Source organism: Actinomycetota bacterium (assembly GCA_030774015.1).
GTDB lineage: Bacteria > Actinomycetota > UBA4738 > UBA4738 > JACQTL01 > JALYLZ01.
Genome location: JALYLZ010000026.1, coordinates 37869 through 61438 on the forward strand (window position 1 = coordinate 37869; position 23570 = coordinate 61438).

25 protein-coding genes are annotated in these 23570 nt (G+C 71.0%); 9 read left to right on the forward strand and 16 right to left on the reverse strand.

The window, feature by feature from the left end:
- Positions 1 to 32: 32 nt before the first annotated feature.
- Positions 33 to 944, reverse strand: coding sequence for a DMT family transporter (locus tag M3Q23_01800; protein MDP9340844.1), 912 nt, complete (start codon positions 942 to 944; stop codon positions 33 to 35).
- Positions 945 to 998: 54 nt separating this feature from the next.
- Between M3Q23_01800 and M3Q23_01805 the strand changes: the two genes are divergently transcribed.
- The 3 genes from M3Q23_01805 to M3Q23_01815 all read left to right on the forward strand — a co-directional run bounded on the left by M3Q23_01805 (position 999) and on the right by M3Q23_01815 (position 3351).
- Positions 999 to 1991 (forward strand): hypothetical protein, encoded by a 993-nt coding sequence (locus tag M3Q23_01805; GenBank protein MDP9340845.1) that lies wholly within the window; start codon positions 999 to 1001, stop codon positions 1989 to 1991.
- A complete protein-coding gene (gene glpX, locus M3Q23_01810) occupies positions 1991 to 2983 on the forward strand; it encodes a class II fructose-bisphosphatase (protein ID MDP9340846.1) in 993 nt (330 codons plus the stop codon). Before M3Q23_01805 ends, glpX begins: the two co-directional genes overlap by 1 nt.
- 128 nt (positions 2984 to 3111) lie before the next feature.
- Positions 3112 to 3351, forward strand: coding sequence for a hypothetical protein (locus M3Q23_01815; GenBank protein ID MDP9340847.1), 240 nt, complete (start codon positions 3112 to 3114; stop codon positions 3349 to 3351).
- 90 nt (positions 3352 to 3441) lie between these two features.
- Here M3Q23_01815 and M3Q23_01820 read toward each other — a convergent pair whose 3' ends face one another.
- From M3Q23_01820 to M3Q23_01830, 3 genes are read right to left on the reverse strand one after another with little or no spacing between them, the layout of a single operon-like run.
- A complete protein-coding gene (locus M3Q23_01820) occupies positions 3442 to 3651 on the reverse strand; it encodes a winged helix-turn-helix domain-containing protein (protein ID MDP9340848.1) in 210 nt (69 codons plus the stop codon).
- 1 nt (position 3652) lies between these two features.
- On the reverse strand, positions 3653 to 4654 hold the full coding sequence (locus M3Q23_01825; protein ID MDP9340849.1) for an LLM class flavin-dependent oxidoreductase: 1002 nt from the start codon (positions 4652 to 4654) through the stop codon (positions 3653 to 3655).
- A gap of 22 nt (positions 4655 to 4676) precedes the next feature.
- Complete coding sequence (locus tag M3Q23_01830) at positions 4677 to 6026, reverse strand: NDP-sugar synthase (GenBank protein ID MDP9340850.1); 1350 nt, start codon at positions 6024 to 6026, stop codon at positions 4677 to 4679.
- A gap of 362 nt (positions 6027 to 6388) precedes the next feature.
- On the opposite strand from M3Q23_01830, the gene M3Q23_01835 reads away from it, so the two are divergent.
- Together M3Q23_01835 and M3Q23_01840 are read left to right on the forward strand one after the other, a co-directional pair.
- Positions 6389 to 7378 (forward strand): hypothetical protein, encoded by a 990-nt coding sequence (locus tag M3Q23_01835; GenBank protein ID MDP9340851.1) that lies wholly within the window; start codon positions 6389 to 6391, stop codon positions 7376 to 7378.
- A 68-nt stretch (positions 7379 to 7446) separates the two neighbouring features.
- Complete coding sequence (locus tag M3Q23_01840; protein ID MDP9340852.1) at positions 7447 to 8469, forward strand: alpha/beta hydrolase-fold protein; 1023 nt, start codon at positions 7447 to 7449, stop codon at positions 8467 to 8469.
- 36 nt (positions 8470 to 8505) lie between these two features.
- Here the strand turns inward: M3Q23_01840 and M3Q23_01845 are convergent, their stop codons facing one another.
- Positions 8506 to 9306: a zf-HC2 domain-containing protein gene (locus M3Q23_01845; GenBank protein ID MDP9340853.1), complete on the reverse strand. Its 801-nt coding sequence runs from the start codon at positions 9304 to 9306 to the stop codon at positions 8506 to 8508.
- Positions 9306 to 9872, reverse strand: a complete 567-nt coding sequence (locus tag M3Q23_01850; protein MDP9340854.1) for a sigma-70 family RNA polymerase sigma factor — start codon at positions 9870 to 9872, stop codon at positions 9306 to 9308. The genes M3Q23_01845 and M3Q23_01850 overlap by 1 nt, the downstream gene beginning before the upstream one ends.
- Before the next feature lie 162 nt (positions 9873 to 10034).
- On the opposite strand from M3Q23_01850, the gene M3Q23_01855 reads away from it, so the two are divergent.
- Both M3Q23_01855 and M3Q23_01860 read left to right on the forward strand, forming a co-directional pair.
- Positions 10035 to 11393 carry a nodulation protein NfeD gene (locus tag M3Q23_01855; GenBank protein ID MDP9340855.1) on the forward strand — a complete coding sequence of 453 codons (1359 nt, stop codon included), beginning with the start codon at positions 10035 to 10037 and terminating at the stop codon, positions 11391 to 11393.
- Positions 11390 to 12358 (forward strand): SPFH domain-containing protein, encoded by a 969-nt coding sequence (locus M3Q23_01860; protein ID MDP9340856.1) that lies wholly within the window; start codon positions 11390 to 11392, stop codon positions 12356 to 12358. The genes M3Q23_01855 and M3Q23_01860 overlap by 4 nt, the downstream gene beginning before the upstream one ends.
- Here the strand turns inward: M3Q23_01860 and M3Q23_01865 are convergent.
- From M3Q23_01865 to M3Q23_01875, 3 genes are all read right to left on the reverse strand, one after another.
- The gene (locus tag M3Q23_01865; protein MDP9340857.1) at positions 12355 to 13461 is read right to left on the reverse strand and encodes a PilT/PilU family type 4a pilus ATPase; all 1107 of its coding nucleotides are present in this window, start codon (positions 13459 to 13461) and stop codon (positions 12355 to 12357) included. The genes M3Q23_01860 and M3Q23_01865 overlap by 4 nt on opposite strands.
- Positions 13458 to 14165, reverse strand: coding sequence for a hypothetical protein (locus M3Q23_01870; protein ID MDP9340858.1), 708 nt, complete (start codon positions 14163 to 14165; stop codon positions 13458 to 13460). The genes M3Q23_01865 and M3Q23_01870 overlap by 4 nt, the downstream gene beginning before the upstream one ends.
- Positions 14166 to 14263: 98 nt before the next feature.
- Positions 14264 to 14938 (reverse strand): helix-turn-helix domain-containing protein, encoded by a 675-nt coding sequence (locus M3Q23_01875; GenBank protein ID MDP9340859.1) that lies wholly within the window; start codon positions 14936 to 14938, stop codon positions 14264 to 14266.
- A gap of 160 nt (positions 14939 to 15098) precedes the next feature.
- Between M3Q23_01875 and M3Q23_01880 the strand changes: the two genes are divergently transcribed.
- The gene (locus tag M3Q23_01880) at positions 15099 to 16250 is read left to right on the forward strand and encodes an Mrp/NBP35 family ATP-binding protein (protein MDP9340860.1); all 1152 of its coding nucleotides are present in this window, start codon (positions 15099 to 15101) and stop codon (positions 16248 to 16250) included.
- 18 nt (positions 16251 to 16268) lie between these two features.
- Here the strand turns inward: M3Q23_01880 and M3Q23_01885 are convergent, their stop codons facing one another.
- The 6 genes from M3Q23_01885 to M3Q23_01910 form a co-directional block, all read right to left on the reverse strand.
- Entirely contained in the window at positions 16269 to 16925 is a 657-nt protein-coding gene (locus M3Q23_01885) for a hypothetical protein (protein MDP9340861.1), read from the reverse strand.
- Positions 16922 to 17668 carry a hypothetical protein gene (locus tag M3Q23_01890; protein ID MDP9340862.1) on the reverse strand — a complete coding sequence of 249 codons (747 nt, stop codon included), beginning with the start codon at positions 17666 to 17668 and terminating at the stop codon, positions 16922 to 16924. The genes M3Q23_01885 and M3Q23_01890 overlap by 4 nt, the downstream gene beginning before the upstream one ends.
- A gap of 95 nt (positions 17669 to 17763) precedes the next feature.
- Entirely contained in the window at positions 17764 to 20742 is a 2979-nt protein-coding gene (locus tag M3Q23_01895; GenBank protein ID MDP9340863.1) for an AAA family ATPase, read from the reverse strand.
- Positions 20743 to 20805: 63 nt separating this feature from the next.
- The gene (locus M3Q23_01900) at positions 20806 to 21003 is read right to left on the reverse strand and encodes a hypothetical protein (GenBank protein MDP9340864.1); all 198 of its coding nucleotides are present in this window, start codon (positions 21001 to 21003) and stop codon (positions 20806 to 20808) included.
- The gene (locus M3Q23_01905; protein ID MDP9340865.1) at positions 21000 to 21983 is read right to left on the reverse strand and encodes a prolipoprotein diacylglyceryl transferase; all 984 of its coding nucleotides are present in this window, start codon (positions 21981 to 21983) and stop codon (positions 21000 to 21002) included. The genes M3Q23_01900 and M3Q23_01905 overlap by 4 nt, the downstream gene beginning before the upstream one ends.
- The gene (locus M3Q23_01910) at positions 21980 to 22588 is read right to left on the reverse strand and encodes a phosphatase PAP2 family protein (protein ID MDP9340866.1); all 609 of its coding nucleotides are present in this window, start codon (positions 22586 to 22588) and stop codon (positions 21980 to 21982) included. Before M3Q23_01910 ends, M3Q23_01905 begins: the two co-directional genes overlap by 4 nt.
- Before the next feature lie 92 nt (positions 22589 to 22680).
- Between M3Q23_01910 and M3Q23_01915 the strand changes: the two genes are divergently transcribed.
- The gene (locus M3Q23_01915; protein MDP9340867.1) at positions 22681 to 23031 is read left to right on the forward strand and encodes a LapA family protein; all 351 of its coding nucleotides are present in this window, start codon (positions 22681 to 22683) and stop codon (positions 23029 to 23031) included.
- A gap of 47 nt (positions 23032 to 23078) precedes the next feature.
- Here the strand turns inward: M3Q23_01915 and M3Q23_01920 are convergent, their stop codons facing one another.
- Positions 23079 to 23525 carry an SRPBCC family protein gene (locus tag M3Q23_01920; GenBank protein ID MDP9340868.1) on the reverse strand — a complete coding sequence of 149 codons (447 nt, stop codon included), beginning with the start codon at positions 23523 to 23525 and terminating at the stop codon, positions 23079 to 23081.
- Positions 23526 to 23570: the final 45 nt, after the last annotated feature.

Genomic DNA, 23570 nt, shown 5'->3' on the forward strand with positions numbered 1-23570 from the left:
GGCTCGAACACCCCGGAGAACGAAAGGGAGGGTCAGTCCACGGGCGCCTCGACCACCCGCCGGCTCCGGGTGATCGCGACGTAGATGCCGGCCAGGATGAGCAGGCCGCCCGCCACGGCGGTCCACCGGGGCACCTCCCCGAAGAAGGCCAGGGCCAGGAGGGACGCGCCGATCGGCTCCCCCATGATGGCGATGGCCACCACGGTGGCCTCGATGTGGCGGAGCAGGTAGTTGAAGACGGTGTGCCCCATGATGTGCGGCACCAGCGCCATCAGCACGAACAGGCCCCACGTCCGGGCGGGGAACCCCCCGAACGGCTCCCCGGCGATCGCGACCGCCGGCACCAGGAGGACCGCGCAGGACGTGTACACGATGGCCACGTACGGGAGGAGCGACAGGTCCTGCCGAAGGTTCCGCCCCACCAGGAAGTAGCCGGCCGCGCTGACGGCGCCGGCCAGGGCCAGGGCGTCGCCGAACGCGGCTCGGGACGACACGGTGAAGTCGCCGCCGGACACCACGCCCGCTCCCGCCAGGGCCACGGCGATGCCGCCGAGGGCCGCCGCGGGGAGCCGCTCCCCCATGGCCCGTCCCAGCAGCGCCGTCCACACCGGCTGCGTCGTCACCAGCACGACGCTGGCGGCCACGCTCGTGTAGGAGAGCGAGGGGATCCACGTGGCGAAGTGCACCGCCAGCATCGCGCCGGAGGCCACGGCCAGGAGGACCTGGCGGCGGGTGAGCCGGAGCAGCTCTTCCCGATGCCGGACGATCGCCAGCGGCACCACCAGGGCGGCGGCGATGGCGTCGCGCCACAGCGCGACGGAAAGTCCCGGCGCGTCCGCCCACCGGATCAGCACCGCGGAGAAAGACACCGCCACCACGCCCAGCGTCAGCAGCGGGTAGTCGAGGCGCGACGGGACGGCTCGGGCCGGAAGCCCTGCCGGCACCGGGGCCCCCGGAGGATGCCGCCCTGGCATGGCGCCCATTATGGTTTGGCGGCCATGGCACGAATCACGGTGTTCGGAGCGGGCGCGATGGGCACGGCGCTCGCCATGCACACGGCCCGCCGGGGCCAGGACGTCTCGCTGTGGGCCAACCCGCACGACCGCGCGGTCTTCGAGGCCATGAAGAGCGAGGGACGCCATCCCTCGCTCCCCGAGCACCTCCCCGCCGGCGTCGCGCTGTTCGGGCCGGAGGACCTCGGTTCCGCCGCCGACGGCGTGGAGATCGCCGTCATGGCCGCGCACTCCGACGGGGCCCGGTCGCTGGCCCGCATGGTCGCCGGCGCGGTGGCGGGAGCGCATTCGGTGGTGTCCGTGGCCAAGGGGCTGGAGACCGAGACCGGCATGCGCGCCTCCGCCATCTACGCGCAGGAGCTCCCGGTGGCGTCCATCGTCGCGGTGGGCGGGCCCTGCCTGGCCCCCGAGCTGGCGGAGGGATCCCCGTCCGCGGTGGTGTGGGCCGGGAGCTCCGTGGAGGCGGCCCGGGCCGCCGGTGAGCCCGTCGCGGACCGCCACTACCAGATCACGTTCAGCGACGACGTCCTGGGCGTCGAGTACTGCGCGGTGGTCAAGAACGTGTCCGCGATCGGCCTGGGCATCCTGGACGGCCTGTCGAAGCTCCAGAGCATGCCGCTTCAGAACGCCAAGGCGGCGCTGTTCGTGCGGGCGGCGTCGGAGCTCGCCACGCTGGTGGTGGCCCTGGGAGGACGGGCCGAGACCGCGCTGGGCCTTCCCGGCTTCGGCGACATCGTGGTCACCGGGCTGGGCGGCCGGAACCGCCTGTTCGGCGAGCTGGTCGGCGAGGGCGGCAAGCCCGCCGAGATCGTCCACGCCATGCGGGAACGCGGCCTGACGGTGGAGGGCCTCGACAACGCCCGGCACGTCCGTCGGCTGATCACGGAAGCCGGACTCGACCTCCCCTACCATCTCGCGGTGTACCGGGTGCTGTTCGAGGGGTATGACCCCCGTCACGTGCTGGAGGTGTTGTGCTGATGCAGCAGGAACGGCCGGATCGCAACCTCGCGCTCGAGCTCGTGCGGGTCACGGAGGCCGCCGCGCTGGCGGCCGGCAGGTGGGTGGGGCGGGGGGACAAGGAAGCCGCGGACCAGGCGGCGGTCGACGCCATGCGCCTGATGCTGGACACGGTGGCCATGGACGGCGTGATCGTGATCGGCGAGGGCGAGAAGGACGAGGCGCCGATGCTGTTCAACGGGGAGCCGGTCGGCAACGGCTCGGGCCCGGCCGTGGACGTGGCGGTCGATCCGATCGATGGAACCAGGCTCACGTCCGTTGGGCAGCCCAACGCCCTGTCGGTGGTGGCGCTGGCCGAGCGCGGCACCATGTTCTTCCCCGGGGCCGCGGTGTACATGGAGAAGGTGGCCACCGGGCCAGAGACCGTGGACGCCCTCGACATCACCGCGCCGCCGGACGAGAACGTGCGCCGCGTGGCCAAGGCCAAGGGTGTCTCGCCCGAGGAGATCACGGTGGTGATCCTGGACCGGGACCGGCACCAGGAGATGATCTCGAGCGTCCGCGAGGTGGGAGCCCGCGTGTTCCTGATCACCGACGGCGACGTCGCCCCCGCCATCGCCTCCGCGCTGCCGGCCTCGGGCATCGACATGCTCATGGGGATCGGCGGGACGCCGGAAGGGGTGATCGCCGCGGGAGCCCTGAAGTGCCTCGGGGGCGGCATGCAGGGCCGCCTGTATCCGCGGAACGACGACGAACGCCAGCAGCTCCTCGACGGCGGCTATGACATCGATGCCGTCCTCACCATCGACGACCTGGTGTCGGGACAGGACGTGTTCTTCGCCGCCACCGGCATCACGAACGGGGCGCTGCTGCAAGGGGTGAGCTACTCCTCCTCCGGTGCGGTCACGTCCTCGATGGTGATGCGATCCCGCTCGGGGACCGTCCGCTACATCGAGGCCCAGCACGAGTTCGAGAAGCTCGACCGCATCTCCCGGGTGGCCTATCGCCGCTAGCGGCCCGGCACGACGTCGCGCGGATTTTTCCGGCAGTCCTCCCCAAACCAGCGGCGCATCGCTGCGTGATATGCAACATCCCACTATGCTGTGCGCAACGAGCCCTACCCCCGGGAAGGAGTGATCCGATGGGTGAACGGACCATCCTGGTCTGCGATGTATGCGGTCAGCCCGCGACCCAGACGGCAACGATCAAGGTCGGACGGCGAAGTTGGGCCAAGGACCTGTGCGACCGGCACGTCGCCGAGCTGATCGCGGGGGCCAGGCGTCCGCGGCCCGGCCGCCGGCGCGGCGTGGTGGCGGCCGCCGGCCTGCCCAAGCGTCCTCGGGGCCGGCCTCGCAAGACCCCCACCACCACGGCCTCCTAGCGGGCGTCTCCAAATCCAGCGCATTTTCGCCGCCGTCTGCGGCAGTTTCGACGTGGCCCTGAGCGAGCGTCGCGCAGGAAGTGGCCCGGTTCACGGCAGGCGATACACGCCCTTGCCCTCCCGCTCCAGGTTCCCGTCCCGGGCCGCCCTGGCCAGAGCGGCGACGAGGTCCTGGCGGATGTTGCGTTGGGTGAACGGGTCGAGATACCCGCGCTTGAGCGCGAGGTCCTGGATCACGGTCCAGTGAAGAGCCACGCCCTCCTCGCGCAGCACGGTGAGGGCAGCCTCGAGGACCTCCACGTCACGGCCGCGAGGTGTTCGCCATGACCGCCTCGGCCAACGCCTCGATGGCCGATCGGTCGTACACGCTGAACGGCAGCGGGCCCAGCGACACGATCAGCTCCTCGACGCCCAATTCCTCGAATTGCCCGACCGTCTCCCGGACTTCCTCAGGGGTACCGACCAGGGCGCCGGTGGCCCATTCGTCCAGCGAAACGGCGTCGATCGCGGCCCCCGGCGCCCACCGCTGCATGGCGGCGTACCGAGCTTCGAGGTCGGCCCGGTCCTCCCCCACCAGGGAATAGAGCCCCACCGACAGCCGCAGCGTGCCGGGGTCCCGGCCTTCCTGCTCGCAGATCCGCCGGGCCTCGGCGACCAGCTCCGCGTAGTCGGGGACCGTCCACCGCCACACGGTGTTCCATCCGTCGGCATGCCTGGCCGCCAGTCGAAGCGCCCTCGGCCCGCCCTTGGCCCCGAGCCAGATCGGAGGCCGGCCCTCCGGGGCCGGGCGGTTGTAGGCGCCGTCCAGCCGAAAGTGCTTGCCCTGGAAGGTTGCCGGGCCGTCGCCGAAGAGAAGGCCGAGCACCTCCAGGGTCTCCTCGAGGACCTCGAACCGCTCCCTCACGGAGCCGTACGGATATCCGAATGCCTCGTATTCCTCCTGGTACCACCCGGCGCCGATCCCGAGATCCAGCCGTCCGCCGGACAGCAGGTCCACGGCCGTGGCCATCTTGGCCACGATGCCCGGATGACGAAACGACGAGCACAGCACCAGCGTGCCCAGGCGAACCCGCTCGGTGGCCATGGCCAGGCCGGCCAGCGCGACCATCGGCTCGGTGGAGCCCTGGACCTCCGGGCCGCCCCCGTAGCGGGTCAGGCGGAGGAAAAAATGGTCCGAGATCCACACCGATGAGAATCCCAACCGCTCCGCCAGCTTCGCGATCTCGGCCAGGCGATCGAACGTCACCGGCCCAGGATCGGGACCCGAGAAGTCGTAGTGGGGAAGCGCCAGGCCGAATCGCATCAGCGGACTCCCGTCACTCCCATCACAGGTACTTCAGGACGTCGTCCGGGCCGGTGAGGTCCGTCCCCGACGGCACGGAGATGCCGGCCGGGATCTTCAGGCGCGGATAGACCGCGATGTCGCCCGACAGGTGGACCCCCGCGTACACGACGACCTCGTCCCCCAGGGCCACGTCTCCCTGGATCATGGTGGGGTTCGACGGCTCCGAGCGGATCTCGCTCATCGAACCGATGACCGCGTCCCGGAGCACGGCGTTCGGCCCGATGATCGCGCCGTCGCGGATCTGGGAGCGGGAGATGAACGCGCCTTCCCGCACCTCGATGTCGTCGTCCAGGTTCGATTCCGTGATCACCACGCCGGGACCGATCTCGCAATAGCGCCCGATTCGCACGGCCGGACCGATGGTCACCAGCCCCTCCCCCAGCTTCTCGGCCAGGGTCTTGCCGGTCAGCGAGTCCCGCATCCCCAGCGATTCCGGTGCGATCCACACCCGTCGGTCGGGGTCGAGCGGCGGCCCCAGCAGGCGCGAGACCGACTCGAAGTTACCGTGAAGCGCATCGACCATCGTCTCCAGGAAGTCCTCCACGTTGCCGAGGTCGCCGATCCTCCGCACGGTGTGGGCGTACACGGGGTGGCCGTTGCCGACTAGCCACGGCAGCAGGTCCTTGCCGAAGTCGAGGCGAGACCGGCGGAGCGAGGCGATCTCGGTCGTGCCGGACACCTCGCGTAGGGCCTTCGCGTCGATCAGGTAGAAGCCCGCGTTGGTGAGCAGGGGGAGCCGGTCGAACTCGCTCTCGTCGTGCACGGCGAAGTGCTCGCGGAGCTCGGCCAGCGTTGGCTTTTCCACGAACTCCCGGATCCGGGCGTCGGGCGTGGTCAGCATCACGCCGTATTTCTCGGCCACCTGGACGGGTGCCCGGGTCATGGCGGCGACCGTGACCGTCGCGCCCGACTCGAGGTGGGCCCGGTACATGGGCTCCAGGTCGAAGTCGAAGATGGAATCGGTGGGGAACACCAGGCAGGGCCCGGTGAGGTCCCAGTACTCGAGCATGCGAAGGGTCGAATCGGCGCTGCCGGTGGTGAGCACGTCGAACTTCACCGGCGAGTACATGACGTTCACGCCGAACTCCTCGCCGTAGCCGATCATGACCTTGATCTGGTACCGGTTCTCCTTGCCGTGGGCGATGATGTAGAAGTCCTTCATCCCCTCGTGGGTCAGGATCTGCATCACCCACCGGATCAGCCGCCGCCCCAGGAACGACATGGCGGCCTTGGATCGCAGGTACCCCGGGGCCTTGAGGGTGAGCGGGCGAGCGCGGACCCCCTGACCGCCGGCCAGGCCGATTCCCACCAGGTCCGAGAAGACCGCCACGGGCCCGATCATATCCACCGACCCGGCGAGGGCGGTCCCGGAGGCCCCTCCTTCGCTCACCGAGCGCGACGCTCAAGTGTCCGCCTCCCCCCGTCGACCCTACTCGGGTGGACCCCTTCGATTGGGAGCATCGAGAGGCCCGTCCGCACGGGCAGGGCGCCCCCACGGCCGTACCCGAGACCCGCGCGCCTGCGCCCGCGCCCGAGGTCCCTCCGCATGAGCCCGCCACGCCCGAGGGACCCATTCCCCTTCCCGCCGGACCCCTGACCGCTTCGCCGCCGCCCACCACCGTCGGCATCTTCGCGACCATCCCGCCGCCCGAAACGCCTCCCAGTCCGCTTCGCGCAGAGCACCCGAAGCCGATGCCGGCCCCTGCAGCCCAGCTCCCCACCTCGTGGGCGGCCCAGTCCTCGAAGGCGCCCTCGGGAGGACGCTCGTTCAGGCGGATCGCGCTCGCCCTCGCCCTCGTCGTCGCGCTGGCCGCCGGAGCGGTGGTGTTCCTCTTCGGCCGGGGAAGCACCGGCGGCGTCGCGCTGGCCATGAGCTTCGAGCAGGGCAAGACCCTGAAGTACCGAATGCATCTGTCGTCGGACCTCGCGTTCTCGGCGGCCGGCCGGACCTACCCGTTGAAGGCGGACGTGAACGAGCTCATCGCCATGCACGTGGTCTCGGTCGAACCGGACGGGACCGCGACCGTCAGGGTGACCGCGTCGCGCGGGGCGGGCGTCGTCAACGGACGGCGGCTGCCACCCGATGCCGGAAGAACCCAGACCGTGGTCGTCCAGAAGATCGCGCCGGACGGACGGCTGATGCCGGCAGCCGATACGAAGAAGGGCTCACCGACCAGCTTCGACCTCGTCCCGACGAGCGATGAACTCATCTCCCTGCTCCCGGATCATCCCGTCCAGCCCGGCGACACGTGGACTCGGGCGGCCACGGCCTCCTTCCCGTTCGGAACGGGGAACGACCTCCACCTGTCGGAGCAGGTCACCTTCGTTCGATATCAGCGGGTTCAGGGGACGAGGGCTGCGGTGTTGCAGGACCACGCGCTCATCCCGATCGATCTGACCCTGGACGCCGCGCAGCTCCTTCAGGCCCTCGGGGGGAAGGCTCCCGGCCTCCCTCCGGGAACCCACCTGCAGATCGTGTACCGCGGTACGGTGACCGAGGACGTCACCAGCTGGTTCGATCCCACCGCCGGCCGGATGCTCTCCTTCTCCGGACAGGCCACCATCGACGCGACGATGAGCGCCACGGGCCTGCCGCCCGGATCCAACGCCCCGCCCATGACGCTCTCCGGGACGCTCTCGGTCAGCTTCAGCGAACCCGATCTCCACGCGAAGAAGTCCTAGTGGCGCCGGGTCTTCCATGCGACCTCGGCTACGATGCGCCCCTGACCGGCAAACATGGAGGAGGTCGCATGAAGCCCTGGAGCATGGAGTTCGCCGGACGGATCGATGAGCACGTCATCGAGAGCCAGGCACTGGCCGGGAATGCACTGGGCGACCCCGCCACCCGTCCACTGTGGGTGCACGTCCCCCCGGGCTACGACGACGACCAGGATCGCCGGTACGTCTCCGTGTACGCCATCCAGGGACTGACCGGCCAGCTGGACATGTGGCGGAACCGGACCGCGTTCCGGCTGAACTTCCCGGAGCTGGTCGACGCCGGCATGGCCTCCGGCGAGATCGGGCCGGCCATCGTCGTGTACGTCGACGCCTGGACGTCCCTGGGAGGAAGCCAGTTCGTCAACTCCGCCGGCACCGGCCGGTACCACGACTACCTGTGCGACGAGATCGTGCCGTTCGTCGATCAGCACTACCGGACCGATCCGTCACGGGAGCGGCGCGGCATCCAGGGGAAGTCGAGCGGCGGCTACGGCGCCCTGATCACGCCGATGCTCCGTCCGGACCTGTTCTCCGGCCTGGCCTCCCACGCTGGCGACTCCCTGTTCGAGGCCTGCTACCTCCCCGGGTTCCGCGAGTCGGTGCGGACGCTCCGCCAGGACTACGAGGGATCGTTCGAGAAGTTCTGGGAGGACTTCCGGTCCCGGCCGGCGTTCAGCAAGGACTCCGACGGCACGCTGCTGAACGACTGGTGCATGGCGGCGTGCTACTCGGCGGACGAGGACGGCACGGTGCGCCTGCCCTATGAGCCCTCCACCGGGAAGCTCGTCGACGAGGTGTGGCAGCGCTGGCTGGCCTGGGACCCGGTCCGGATGATCCCCCAGCGCGCCGACGCCGTTCGGTCGCTCCGGGCCGTCTACCTCGACGCGGGGACCCGCGACGAGTGGTACCTCGACAACGGGACGGTGGCGGTGTCGAAGGAGCTCGAGAAGCTGGGAGTCGACCATTTCCTCGAGCTGTTCGACGCGACGCACATTGGGATCGAGTACCGGTACCCGAAGAGCCTGGCCTACCTGGTGCAGAAGCTGTCGGCCTGACGCGGACCGCCAGGAACGCTCGGGCGGGGGCGGCCGCTACGGCGTGGCCGTCGCCACCGGCGTCGGCGCGATGCTCCCCGCGAGCACGATCCGCCCGGTCCGGTCCTTCACGATCACGTCGCTGTAGCCGTTGAGGTGCTGCTGGTACTCGTGCCAGACGGAGGCGCCGCCGCCCGCGTCGAGCTTGGAGATCGACCCCACGTACGCGAACTGACCGTACTGGTTGCGCAGCGTGACCCGGTACGGAGCAGTCTTCTGCGATAGGCCCCCCACGACGATGAGGGCCCAGTCGTTCTGCTGGGGCGAGATGAACACCGCGGCGCTTCCTCCGCCCTGGTGCCCCGCCGTGGGCGCGAGCTGGGATTCGAGAAGATGGTCCCGCGGTCCGACCTGCTGGTTCTTGTCCGGGACGAACTGGGAGATCAGCCTGGCCAGCCGCTCGCCGAGCAGGCGGGACTGTAGCTGGGCCTCGTGGAGGCGCTGGCTGGCGCTCTGCTCCCGGGCGAGGGTCCCGCCCCAACCGAACGCCACCACGGCCACCAGGGCTGCGGCGACGCCGACCGCCACCACCCGGCGAATCCGGCGCCCCCGGGCCGGCCGGGGTGCCCTCCCTGCCACGGCGCGGACGGCGTGCACCACCCGGTCCTCGAGATCGGCCGGCGGATCGGCCTGGGGCACGGCCTCGCCCGCCAGGGCGGCGGCCGAGGTCAGCTCGGCGGCCTCCTTCCGGCACCCCGCGCACCACTCCAGGTGCCGTTCCACGAAGGCCCGCTCTTGCGGGTCCATGTTCGACAGGGCGTACTCGGTGAGACGCTCCCGGACCGGCAGGCAGTCCATCACAGGTCCTTCCCTGCGTTGGCCCGGCGGAGCTTGATCAGGGCCGTCCGCAGGCGCGTCTTCACGGTGCCCAGGGGAACGCCGTCGGCCTCCGCGATCTCCCTGGCGGTGTGGCCCCGGAAATAGGCCTGCACCAGCAGCCGGCGCTCCGCCGCGGACAGGGACTCCATGGCCCGGCGGGCGACGTCGCGCTCCAGCACCGGCTCCGAGCCGTCCTCGGAGGCGTGCTCGGGGAGCTCGCTCATGAACACCAGGCTGGGCCGGGCGGCGCCGTTGTCGCGCCGGAGCCGGTCGACGGCCAGGTTGTGGGCGATAGCCATCAACCAGGTGGACAGGCGCCCCCTGGAGGCGTCGAACCGGCCGGCCTTGCGCCACGCGGTGAGGAAGACGTCCTGGGTCAGCTCCTCGGCGGCCTCGGAGCTTCCCAGCAGGCGCAGGCCGAGGCTGTACACGGGACGTCCAAAGCGCCCGTAGATCGTGCGCACCGCGTCCTCGTCGCCTTCCAGCAGTTGCTGCACCAGCGCTTGTTCCTCCCGTGCCGAGAGCGGGCCGTCCGGCTGGAGCATCAGGCGGCTCCGCTGCCTCGTCGAGGTATACGGGAGGGATGCGAGGCGAGGCTTGCCCTGACCATGCCAGTCATTATGCGCTTGCGGGCCCCGGAGTTCCCCGGCAGGTCAGCGTGCCTTTCGCCCCCCTCTCGTGGGTGGGATGATGAAGTGGTGCGAGCGATGCGCGGCATGTCCAAGTTTGGGGCGGTCCGCCTCCTCGCGTTGACCGTGGCGGCACTGGCGCCGTTCGCGGCAGCCGCTCCCGCCCACGGCGCATCCGGCAGCCCCGTGGTCGTCACCATGCGGCTGTCGGGCGTGGTGGATCCCTTCGAGGCCGGCTACATCAAGTCCGGGATCGCCGCGGCGCAGGACGAGGACGCCGCCGCCGTGCTGCTGACCATCGACACCCCCGGCGGCCTGGACTCCTCCATGCGCCAGATCACCCAGGCCATCCTGAACTCGACGGTCCCGGTGATCTGCTTCGTCTCCCCTTCGGGGGCCCGAGCCGCTTCTGCGGGGACGTTCATCATGTACTCGTGTTCGGTGGCCGCCATGGCGCCGGGCACCAACATCGGGGCCGCCCATCCGGTCGGGGTGTCCGGGGCCATCGAGCTGTCCAAGGTCACCAACGACGCCGTGGCGTACATCCAGAGCCTGGCCGAGGAGCGGGACCGGAACGCCACGTGGGCCGCGGACGCGGTCCGGAACTCCGTCAGCATCTCGGCCGAGGAGGCCCTCCGTATCGGCGTGATCGACGTCATCAGCCCGGACGAGACCTCCCTGCTGAACACGCTCAACGGACGAACCGCCCCGGTCGCGCACGGCCGGACCGTCACGCTCGACACGGAGGGGGCCGTGCTCCAGTCCCGGAGCCTGGGCCTGGGGTTCTCCATCCTGCACGGCCTGTTCACCCCGGACCTGGCGTTCCTGTTCTTCTACCTGGGGATCGGGCTGATCATCCTCGAGCTGATCCATCCGGGGATCCTGGCCGGGGTGCTCGGCGCGCTGTTCCTGGTGGGGTCGTTCGTGTCGTTCGGCGAGCTCCCGTTCCAGCTGATCGGAGCCGTCCTGTTGATCGCGTCGGCGGTGTTCTTCCTGCTCGAGCTGAAGCACCCCGGGATCGGGGTGTGGTCGCTGGCCGGGACCGTCACGCTGGTCCTGGGAGGGCTGTTCCTGTTCAATCCGCACGTCCCGAACGCGCGGGTGTCGCCGTGGCTGATCGTCGTGGTGGCGGGCGGGGCGGTGCTGTTCTTCGGGTTCGCGCTGAGCGCGCTGTGGCGGGTCCGGCACCTGCCGCCCGGCATGTCGACGCGAAACCTGGTGGGCGCCGAGGGCGTGGTGACGACGGCGCTCGCGCCCACCGGGGTGGTCCAGGTGGCCTCGGAGCGGTGGACGGCCGAGTCCACGGCGGGGGCGGTGCCCCCGGGAGCACGGGTCCGGGTGGTGGGGACGGAGGGGCTCCGGCTTCGGGTGGAGCCGATCGACGCGCTGCCGGCGACACCCACCGTGGCACGAACGAGGGAGGGGGAAACGACGTGACGGGCGCATACATCGGGATCGGGGTGGTGCTGTTCCTGCTCATCCTGATCCTGCCGCAGGCTATCAAGATCGTGCCCGAGTACCAGCGAATGATGGTGTTCCGCCTGGGCCGGGCCATCGGGACGAAGGGGCCCGGGCTGATCATCCTGATCCCCATCATCGACCGGGGGGTCCGGGTGGACCTCCGGGAGGCCTACCTGGAGATCCCGCACCAGTCGGCCATCACCGAGGACAACGCCACCATCTCGATCGACTTCATCGTGTTCACCAAGGTCGTCGACGCCGCCACGTCGGTGGTGTCGGTGCAGAACTTCGAGGGTGCCGCGCAGAACATCGCCGCCACCACGCTTCGTTCCGTGGTCGGCGACATGACCCTGGACGACGTCCTGGCCAAGCGGGAGACCATGAACGAGATCCTCCGGGCCAAGCTGGACGAGGTGACCGAGCGGTGGGGCGTGAAGGTCACCAACGTGGAGATCCGCGAGATCATCCCGCCGCCCATGGTCCAGGAGGCCATGACCCGGCAGATGTCGGCGGAGCGGACCCGTCGAGCCGTGGTCACGGAGGCGGAGGGCACCAAGCAGGCCGCCATCACCGTGGCCGAGGGGAACAAGCAGTCCGCCATCCTGAACGCCGAGGGAGACCGGCAGGCCGCCATCCTTCGGGCCGAGGGCTTCGCCCTGGCGCTGTCGAAGATCTTCGAGATCGCGCAGACCCTGGACTCCAACACCATGAGCCTCCAGTACCTGGACGCGCTGAAGGTGATCGGGACCTCGCCCTCGACCAAGTTCGTGGTGCCGCTGGAGCTCGCCACCATGCTGAACGGGCTGTCGGGGCTGACGAAGTCGTTCACGGCGGGCGGCGGCGGCAACGGCAGGGTGGGCGGGAGTGGAAAGCCTGCCTCGGAGCCCGCGGCGCCGGCGGAGCCCGCGGCGCCGGCGGAGGAGACGAATCCGGCGCCCTAGCCCGTGGGGAGCAGCCTGGCCTGCTGGAGCATGAGCTGGAAGTCGTGCGGCTCCGACGCGGCCGCCATGGCTTCCTCCACGTCCACGCGCCGGGCTTCCACCAGTTGCAGCAGCGACTGGTCGAAGGACTGCATGCCGTAGAACCCGCCCTCGCGGATCACTTCCTTGATCTCCTCGGTGCGGGCAGGGTCCAGGATCCGCTCGGCCACCCGGCCGGTGTTCACCAGGACTTCCACGGCGGCGGTGCGCCTCTTGTCCACCGTCGGGACCAGCCGCTGGCACACGATGCCTCGAAGCGCCGAGGCCAGGGTGACCCGGGCCTGGTTCTGCTGAATGGGCGGGAAGAAGTCGACCACACGGTTCACCGTCTCCACGGCGTTCGAGGTGTGGAGGGTCGAGAGCACCAGGTGGCCGGTCTCGGCGGCCTGGAGCGCGGCCATCACCGTGTCGGGGTCGCGCATCTCGCCGATCAGGATGACGTCCGGGTCCTGGCGGAGGGCCGCCCGGATGGCCTGAAGGAAGCCGCCGGTGTCCTGCCCGACCTCCCGCTGCGCCACCAGGGCCTCGTGGTCGGGGTGCAGCACCTCGATGGGGTCCTCGATGGTCACGATGTGGACCGGCCTGGTCCGGTTGATGTGCTCGATCATGGCGGCGAGCGTGGTGGTCTTCCCCGAGCCGGTCGGTCCGGTCACCAGGACCAGCCCCCGAGCCTCGTCGGTCAGGGCCCGGACGGACGCCGGGAGGCCAAGCTCGTCGAACGGGACGCCGCCCACGTGCAGCAGACGGAACACCATGCTGGCGGACCCCCGCTGGCGGAACGCGTTCACCCGGAACCGGCCGAGGCCAGACACGGAGTACGCGAAGTCCACCTCGCCCTGCTCGTCGAAGTCAGGCCGGCGCCACGCGGGGACGATCTCCCGGGCCAGCGCCTCGGTCTCCTCGGGGGTGAGCGGACCGCGGCGGAGGCGCCGGAGCCGCCCCTGCTCCCGGATGCGCGGCGCAGACCCCACCTTCACGTGCAGGTCGGACCCGGAGACCTCGACCAGCTCGCCCAGCCACCCGTGGAGCTGCTGGACCATGTCGTGCTCGCGCGGATCGCTCATGGCGCGCTTCTGTTCGAGGCGTCGTGCGTGGCAGAGGGCCCGGGCCGCAGGCCGACGTACACGTAGGCCTGCTCCTGGGCCATGCCGTCGCCGGTCGTGGCCGGGGTCGCCTCGATGAGGTCGTGGCATGCTTCGAACGCGGTCGTCGACAACAGGATCTGCCCGGGCCCGGCTCGCTCCCGGAGACGGTGCAGCGCTCCGTCCGACGATCCGGTGGTGACCATCACGCCGCCGGACATGCGAGCGATCGTCCCCACCGTGAGGGCTCCCACCACCTGGAACTCGTTCTCCGCCGCTCGCTGGACCCGGCGAACCGACGCCAGCACCCGCTCCGCGGCCCTGGCCGCCCGTTCCGGAGCACCCTCGCCCCCGAAGCTGGCTTCGACAACCGGTCGTGCGGGCGTACCGGCGAGCTCGGTCGAGGCTCCGGCCGCGGAGAGCACCTCGATGGCGGCCATGACGCAACGGTTCATGATCCGGCCCTCGATCTCCGGGGTGATCCTCGAATGGGCACGAGGCACCCGCCGGATCTCGAACAGCATGCGGGCGAGCGCCTCCGAACCGGCCTCCGAACCGGCCTCCGACCCGGCCTCCGACCCGGCCTCCGACCCGGCCTCGTCGGCGGCCTCGGACCCGGCGGCAGGCGCAGTGACGGACCCCTGCGCCGTGGCGAGGAGTGGCAGCGGAAACGAAGCTTCGGTCACGGTGGTGGTATCGGCACGCCGGGGAACGGCCTGAACGGACCAAGCTCAGGCCAGGCACGCCCGGGCCGCCGGCCGGGGCATCCTCGGCGACCAGCCGGTCAGCTCGCCGCCACCAACTTGCAGATCGAGCGTTCCGCGAAGGGGCGGAACTCCAGCACCTGGAGCGCGGGCCTCACCGCGGCCAGCATGCCCTCCAGGAGCCCCCGGTGCAGCGCGCACACGAGCTCCCGGTGGTCGTCCACCAGCTCCCGGAACGGGCAGTCCCGGAACAGGACCTCCACCTGCTGCCGGCCCTGCCGGCGGAACCGGGGCTCGAACCCCGCCCTGGCCATGGCCTCCTGGAGCACGGCCAGGTTCCGGCCGGCCGGGACCCTCACCCCCGGCTTCGGGCCGACCCGCGACGCGAGGTAGCCGCCCCATTCGCGGGCCAGGTCCTCCGCCCGGCCGGTGGCTCGCTTCCCCGAGACCGACCCGAGGAGGATCTCCGACAGCAGGCGGTAGTCGCCGTCCCGGCTCTCGTCGGTCGCCTCCGCCAGGGAGTACAGGGTCTGGGGCCGCCCCACGCTGGTGCTGCGACGGACCTCCCGGGTGACCAGACCGGCGCGCTCCAGCCGGCGGAGGTGCGGGCGGAGCGTGTTGGGGTGCAGGGACAGCCGCCGGGACAGCTCACGGACCGAGACGGCCCGGCCGGTCAGCCCGAGATGCCGGTACAGCCGGAACCGCGTGTCGTCGGCCAGGGCCTTGTGGATCTCCAGGGCCTTGAGGTCCGCCACGCTCCTCACGCTCTCCCGTCGGGTCGTATCATCGAGTGGAAGTTCTTACGGTAAGCACCGTTCCAAACATGATTATCCGCCGCTCGACGCTCCGAGCGAGCCCAGGCTTCGAAGGAGACACGTGGTCACCGAGGAACAGGTACGCCAGGCCCTTCGCCAGGTGCTCGACCCCGAGATCGGCAAGCCCATCGAGGACCTGGGCATGCTGAAGGGCATCGACGTGAACGGCGGCCGGGTCCGGGTCACCGTCCTTTTGACCATTGCGGGATGCCCCCTGCGCGACCGCATCGACCGGGACGTGCGAGGAGCGCTCGCCACCGTCGATGGGATCACGGAGGTCGAAGTTATCCTGGGAGAGATGACCGACACCCAGCGCCAGGACATGGTGACCGGCCTGCGGGGCGGAGCGGCGGCGACCCCCACCTTCTTCACCGACGGCAAGACCGCGGTGATCGCCGTGGCGTCCGGGAAGGGCGGCGTGGGCAAGTCCACCGTGACGGCGAACCTGGCGGCGGCCCTGGCCGCGGAAGGACACCGGGTCGGTGTCCTGGACGCCGACGTGTGGGGCTTCTCCATCCCCCGGATGATGGGCGTGTCCGGCCAGCCGGTGGGCTTCAACAACATGATCCTGCCGCTGGAGTCGCACGGCGTCCGGATCATCTCCATGGGGTTCTTCGTCCCCGAGGAGCAACCCGTGATCTGGCGCGGTCCCATGCTCCACAAGGCCGTCCAGCAGTTCCTGGGCGACGTCTATTGGGGTGAGATCGACTTCCTGCTGTGTGACCTCCCTCCCGGGACCGGCGACGTGTCCCTGTCAATGGCTTCGTTCTTGCCGGGAGCGTACATGCTGGTAGTGACAACCCCGCAGGACGCCGCGCGGAAGGTGGCCGAACGGGCCGGGAAGATGGCCGCGCAGGTCCGCCAGCGGGTGATCGGCGTGATCGAGAACATGTCGCACTTCGTGTGCCCGCACTGCGGCGAGCGGACGGCGATTTTCGGCGAGGGGGGCGGCGAGGAGGCGGCCCGGACCCTTTCCGTCCCGCTGCTCGGGCAGATTCCGCTGTATCCGCCGGTGCGGGAGGGCGGCGACCAGGGCCGGCCCATCGTGCTGTCGGATCCGGATTCCCCGGCCGGGCAGGCGCTGATCGAGTCGGCTCGGGCCCTGGCCCGGACCACGCGATCGGTGGTCGGCAAGCCGCTGCAGCTCATGGTGGCGCCCGGAGCCCAGGCCGGAAACGGGCACGAGCAACAAGCGGGACACGGCGGTCACGCCGGCCACGCCGGGCATGAGCAAGCCGGGCACGCCCACTGACCCAGAGGCGCTCCAGCGTCAAGGCAGGCGAGAGGAACGCCGGGCGGCCAGCGCGCCGCCCACCAGCACCACACCGAGCGCGGCCAGTCCCACCGCCATGACCGGACCACCGCCCCCTCGCGCCGATGCCTCGGCAGCGGGCGCCGGGGGCGCCTTCGCCGGCAGTCCCCTCGCCACCAGGAGGTCGAAGACCAGGCTGGAGTCGATCCAGCTCGAGTCCACCCGGTGGGTCCTGTCCCCCACCGTCAGCGTCTGGCCGGCGGGCGTGAAGACCCACGGCACCGGCAGGTGGATGATCTCGTTCGGGGAGTACGGATAGAGGTCCTGCCGGATGGTCAGCACCGTGACCGCGCCCCGTCCGGACCCGCCCCGGGGTCGCCATCGCAGCTCGTACCGCACCTCGTAGCGGGGGCCCAGCCGGGCCGGGCGCGGAGACATGAAGCGGACACAGCAGCGGGGCTCGAACAGCCGGGGCACGACCGGGCCGATCCATTCGAGCATCTTCCCGAGGTCCTTCCCACGGATCACGATGGGGGCGGCAAGCCCGGGCCCGGTGACCACGGCCCTCCCCCCGGCGAGCTCTCCCGCCCCCTTGGCCAGCGCGCCGGGCGCCGTCACGGCCAGGAGGACGGCCGCGGCGGCACCGGCCAGCAGGGAACGACCCAGCAGCCTCATCGCCGGGCTTCCGCGGCGATCCGGCGGGGGCGACCGGCCAGGGCCGCCACCAGCAGGAGCACGGCCAGCGCGGCGACGCCGATCCAGATCCGGCCCGGTCCCCCCGGGCTGCCGGCCGGGCTGCCGGGTCCGTCGGAGCCGGCCCCGTCGTTCGAACCAGGACCGGCGAGCGCGCCGGCCGCACGCGCGGTTCCCGAAGCGCCGGCCGGGGCCGTGGCCGGCAGTCCGTGGGCGGTGAGGACCTCGAGCAGCGCGGCGGAGTGCCACCATCCGCCCGGTGTGGTGAACGCGCCCATGTCGCTCCGGAACCGCTGGCCGTTGGACGTGAACGCCCACGCCATGCTGGGGGCGTACGGGTACAGGTCCTGGGTCATCGAGAGCGTCGGGCCGTGCTCCGGCTCCACCGTGTAGGTTGCCCGGTACCTGGGCCCGAGGCCAGACGGTGACGGCTGGGAGGGCTCCGCGTAGCCGTACGGACGGTACCCCGCGCCGGTGAGGTACAGGACCGTCCAGAAGTCACGACCGGCGACGGTCACCGGGCGGTCGAGTCCCGTCCCCACCATGGTCAGGTGGCCCGCCGGGCAGTAAGGGTCGCCGCCGACCGGGCATCGCCATGCATGCGGGGGACCGGCGTGCTGGCCCTTGGCCAGCGCCGGCACGGTCCCGAGGACGGTCCCGGCGGCGAGCATCCCGACCACCGCCGCCGGCACAAGTAGCACGCGCCATCCGCCACCCAGCCCCATGCCGCCTCCCTCGGAGCGATCGTGGACCCGCGACCAAGGGACAACAGAGGCCGCAAACGGGTTCCCTTCAGAGAGAAGAGATCGACCGCGCCCACCTACCGGGCCGCCTCCCCCAGCACCCTCGCCAGCCGGTCGCGCGTGCGCGCGAGCTTGACGACGTTTCCCTTCAGCTCGAACCGCACAACCGCCTGTTCCAGCGCCTCGGCTGCCTCCTCGAGCCGGCCGGCGAGCGAGAGGACCTCGGCCAGATCGACGAGCGTGTCGCCCTGGTCGTCGAGCATGTCGGTCCCCCGGCCGATCGCCACCGCCTCGCGGGCTAGCCGCTCCGCCTCGTCGTGCTCGCCGCGGCGGACGAGCACCTTCGCCCGCACCCGCCGGCACAGCATCTGGGTGGACGCATCGTCGCTCCCGCCGAGCGACGCCCCCCGGCTGGCCCAGCTGTCGGCGTCGTCGAGACGGTCCAACTCGTAGAGGGCCTCCCCCAGCAACCCGGCCGCGTACGACAGGAAGCCGCGCTCTCCCAGCTCGTCGAGGAGCCTGCACCCTTCCTCCCCGAGCTCCGCAGCGGCGACCGGATCGCCGGCCAGCAGCTCGACCTCAACGAACGACACGCAGAGCGTCGCCCCGAGCTGGATGCCTGCGCCGCGGTCGGCAAGCTCCGATCGGACGCCGGCTATCAGCTCCCTGGCCTCGTCGAAGCGACCCAGCATGGCCACCGCCTGTGCGCGATCCCGGCGGACCAAGGGGTCCGGACCTCTCAAAGCTTCCTGCTCGTCCATCCAGGCGAGCAACTCCGGCACAGGCATGGTGCCGTACAGACGGCCGCCCGAGCTCCACGCCGAGATCGCCGCCGGCAGCTCCACCACCCCCTGAGCGTGGGCGAACGCGTGATCGAGCGCCTCCACGACGGCATCCGCGCGGCCGCGATTCAGCTCCACATAGCCGAGGGCGTAGTACGCCACGTACAACGCCAGGTGGGCGCCGGCAGCCTGGAATACGGGGAGGGCCTCCTCGATGAGAGCGGCGAGCGCCTCGGCGGCACCCTCCGGCTCGAGGGACATTCGGAACCGGCCCACGAGGATCCTCGCGCACAGCTCACCCACCCGATCAGCGGCAGCCGAGGCGCGTTCGGCCGTCGCCTCGGCCCGTCGGATCGCCTCGGCGCCGCGGCCCCCTTCGAACAGGGCGTCGGCGAGCATGGTCTCCAGGAGGAGATCGATCTCGGCCAGGGGTAGGAGCGCCGCGGCGCGCTCGAGCAGGCTGACCGCTGCTCGGTAGTCACCTCGCCGGTACGCGCGGCGGCCGGCGGCGGTGAGGCGGCGCCGCGCTGCGGCCGCCAGCTCGCCGTCAACGGGCAGGCCGAGCTCCTCGCGGTACCAGTGGGCCTGCTCGAAGTGGTAGCCCAGGACCTCGTCGAGCTCGACGAGCGAGGTGCCGTGTTCCTCAAGCCAGAAGGCGAAGTTCCGGTGCAGCTCGGCTCGAGTCGCCTTCGGCAGGGCCTCGTAGGCCGCGTCCCGGATCAGCAGGTGCCGGAACCGAAAGCCGTCCTCGCCGGGGAGGTGTGCCCGGTCCGGCCGGATCAGCTCCTTGCGGACGAGCGCGGCCAGGCGCGGAGTGACCCGAGTCTCCTGCGGCGCCAATGCCTGGACGGCTCCCCGGTGGAAGATCTCGCCCTCCACCGCGCCCAGCTCGAGCACCGTGCGCTCTGTCGGCTCGAGCTGGTCGAGACGCGCCGCGAGTAGCGCGTGCAGCGTCGGCGGGACGACCACCTCGCTGTCCGCCTCGCCGGACATGGCCAGCATCTCCTCGATGAACAGGGGGTTGCCGCCGGCGGCGCTCGCGATCCTGGTGCGCAGCTCGTTCGGGATGCGCTCGGGGAGGAGCTCGTCGACCTCCTGGTCACCCAGTGGCTCCAGACGAAATGTGACGGGCCACCCGGAGCGGCGATCTGTGAGCTCCGGCCGGGCCATGCAGAGCACCAGGATCGGGGCCCCCGAGGAGAGCAGCGCGACGTGCTCGATCAGGTCGAGGAACGTCTCCTCCCCCCATTGGATATCGTCGAAGACGGCGACGACCGGCCGGTCCGCTGCCGCCCGCTCCAGGGTCTTGCGGAACGCCCAGGCGATCTCCTCCGCCGACGTCGCCGCGTCGGTCTGGCCGAGCAGCGAACGAATCGACGTCGCGGCGGCGGCGTCCTCCGGCTGCACGGCCAGCTGTTTCAGGATCTCGACCACCGGCCAGTACGTGATCCCCTCTCCGTAGGGAAGACAGCGGCCGCGGACCACCGTCGCTTCCAGCGAGGCGAGGGTCTCGGCGATGAGCCGCGACTTGCCGACCCCGGCTTCCCCGGTCACCGTCACCAGCTCGCAGAGGCGCCCGGCCTGGACCCGTTCCCAGGCTTCCCGGATCGTTGTCAGCTCGCGCCCGCGCCCCACGAACCGAGCCCCGTGGGAGCGCTCCGGTGCCTCATGGACCCGCAGGAGCCGGTAGGCGGGCATGCGCCGAGCCTTGCCCTTCAGCTCCAGGGGCTCGACCGGCTCGACGTCGGCCGCGTCCCGAAGGAGGGCGAGGGTCGGAGCCCCGATCAGCACGTCCCCGGGCGCCGCGGCCTGCTCCAGTCGGGCGGCCACGTTCACCGCGTCGCCGGTCACCAGCCGCTCCTCGGTGCCGGTGACCACCTGCCCGGTGTTGACGCCGATCCGGGCCTGGACGCCGAGCCCCGGGAGCGCCTCACGCATCTCCATGGCCGCCCTCACGGCGCGGAGCGCGTCGTCCTCGTGCGCCGCCGGCACCCCGAACACTGCCATCACCGCGTCGCCGATGAATTTCTCCACCGTCCCCCCGTGGCGCTCGACGATCGCCTTCATCCGCTCGAAGTAGCGGGCCAGGAGGCCGCGGAGCGCTTCCGGGTCGATCGACTCGCCCAGCGAGGTCGAGCCCGTCACGTCGCAGAACAGCACGGTCACGGTCTTCCGCTGCTCCCGCGCCGGCGCCGAGGCCAGCGCGGCTCCGCAATGGGGACAGAAGACGACATCGCCGTCGATCTCCCGTCCGCAGCTCGAGCAGGCGCGCATGGGGGAAAGGCTATGGCGCCCGGACCGCCGGGACAATCGACATGCCCTCGAGCAGCTCCCCGGTCAGGACTCCTCGTGGCCCTCGGCCGGTGGAGCCGGCGGCTGCCCTGACGCCCTGGACAGGAACACGGGGATGCCCAGCTGTGGGACCCACACGAAGAACAGGGGCAGGTAGGACTTCACCGCGGAGGCCACGAACACCAGCGCCACCGCCACCAGCACGAGCACCACCACTACGAGCCGCTGAGCCCGCTCGCTCATGTCGGAGCTCCCGGCTCTGGGGGCGGGGTGAACGACGTGGTCGCGGCACCGGCGGACTCCTCGGCGCCCGGTGGGGGCGGAGGCGGGCGCCTGGATTGGATGGCCCATTGCACCAGCACGAACGTCGAGATCGCGGCGAGGGCCGCCGTGCTCCACTGGCTGCCGGTCAGCCCGAAGAACCGCTTGTCCACCCGGAGGAAGTCCGTGATGACCCGGCCCATCCCGTACCAGATGGTGAACGTCAGGATCAGCACGCCCTCCCGCCGGGGCTTGCTCGCCATGACCAGGTACATGAACAGGAACAGCGACCCCGCGATCAGGAAGTCGTACAGCGCGGTCTGGTGGACCCCGTTCCCCGTCTGCACCACGCCGGTGGGATAGATCAGCCGCGCCACGTGCGGGGTGATCTCCAGGGTGTGGCGGTGCAGGCCCTGGAGGAGGGTCTCGGTGCACACGTTCCCCGTGCACGAGAACCCGGAGAGATGCCCGCCGTCGTAGGCGAACGCCCACGGCACGCTGGTGGGCTTCCCCAGATGGTCCCCGATGACGAGGTCGCCGATCCGCCCCACGAAGATGCCGAACGGCAGTCCGATCGCGGCGCTGTCCATGACCTGGAAGAACCGGTAGTGGTGCCGGCGCATCACGGGGTAGGCGAACGCGATGGCCCCGACGATGCCGCCGATCAGGCTGATCCCGCCGTTGTAGATCTTCAGCATGTCGGTGAAGCTGTTGAACTCCGAGAGGTGCGCGATCACGTAGAAGAACCGGGCCCCGACGATCGTGCCGATCAGGGCCCAGAACAGCATCGAGCTGGCGTGCTCCTCCTTCACGCCGCGCTTGGGGCCTTCCCGGAGCACCCACCACGATCCCAGCAGGAACCCGAACGCGATCCCCACGCCGTGGGGGGAGATGGCGAATCTGCTGCCGAAGTGGACACGGTCCAGGACCGGCCACGACAGCGAGGCAAGCAGGTCGATCACGCGCCTACTGTATCGCCGGACCCTCGGATTGCGAGGGCGGCCAGCCCCATCGCCCGGCCCAGCAGCATCCCCGCCACGACGTCCGAGGGGAAGTGCACGCCGAGGTACACCCGCGACGTGGCCACCAGCCCGGCCAGCCCGGCGAGCCCGATGCGGGCGGCGCCCGGCAGCCCCAGCTCGCGCCCCGCCACGGTGAGGAACGAGAGCAGGACCGCGGGGTGCGAGCTGGGCCAGGAGGTCCCCCGCGGCCTCCCGATCAGCAGGCGGACGGTGAGTGCGTCGTACGGACGGACACGCAGGTAGAGGCGCTTCAGCGCCTGCCCGGCCACCCACGTCGCGCCGGCCGCACCCACCGCCCTGGCGGCCACCCGAACCTGCCCCCGGGCGGCCAGGACGGCTCCTGCGGACAGGGAGGCCGTGATCGAGCCGAGCTCGGTGAGCCCGGCGAAGAACCTGTCCGGCGCCTTCCCGTGACCCGCGTTGACCATGCCGAACAGGCGCCGGTCCACCTTCATCCCCGGCCGGGAGGACGACAGCCGCTCCACCACGATGGCGACGGCGGCCAGGGTTCCCGCGCGCTGCAACGCCTCACGGTCGATGCTCACGCCGGCGATTTGAACCCGCCCGGCGAGGTCGGCGCAACGCCGGGGTGTGCGAGAATCGCCGCGCCAGCGCCGCGGCCCGAGGGGAGGAACCGATGCGACGAGAGGGGGATCAGCCGCCCGGGGCCGACGACCCGGAGCTCCAGCACGACCGCGACCAGCTCCACGAGCTCCAGAAGTCGCGCCAGCGCCGCGTGGCCAAGCTCCTGGTGGCGCTGTTCATCTCGGTCGTCCTCATCGTGTTCATCATCCAGAACTCCGAGCGGGTGAAGATCCACTACGTCTTCTTCACGGCCAACAACCGGCTCATCTGGGTCATGCTCGCGTGCGCCATCCTGGGAGGGGTCGTGGGCTACCTGATCGGCAGGCCCGGGAAGCAGGTCCGCCTCCGCCACCGCCCGGACCAGGAGCCGAAGCCGAAACCGGAGAAGAACAAGCCTTCCTGAGGGGTGGCCCAGGGCTTCGGGCGCTCCAGCGCGCGGCGCCCCCGGGCTTATCCGGATTCGATGTGGTGCTTCTGGGCCAGCGCCCCACGCCGAAGCACCAGCTGCGGGCCACCGGTCAGGCGCATGGCTCGCGCCGCCAAGCCCCCCACCGGGCCGCCTCGGAACCCGTACCGCACCTCATGGACGATGCGGCTCCGGCCGTGCGGGAGGGGCTCGACGCGCGTGTACACGACCGCCTCGATGAACCCGCGGAGGAGGATCTTCGAGGAACGGGGCGGGTCCCACTCCAGGACTTCGGCGTCCACCACGCCGGCCACGCCCATGAACCGGAGCTCGGTGGAGTAGCGCACGCCCACCTTCAGCCCGTCCTCGGGAACGCCCTCCACCTTGGTGATGTGGCGGTCCCATCGGGAGAGGTTTCGGGGGTCCGAGATGGCGGCCCACACGCGCTCCGGCGGCGCATCAACGTTCACGGTGACCCTTGCCTCGCTCACGTGCCTCGCTCACGACGGGCGGACGTCCATGGTGATCAACTGGGT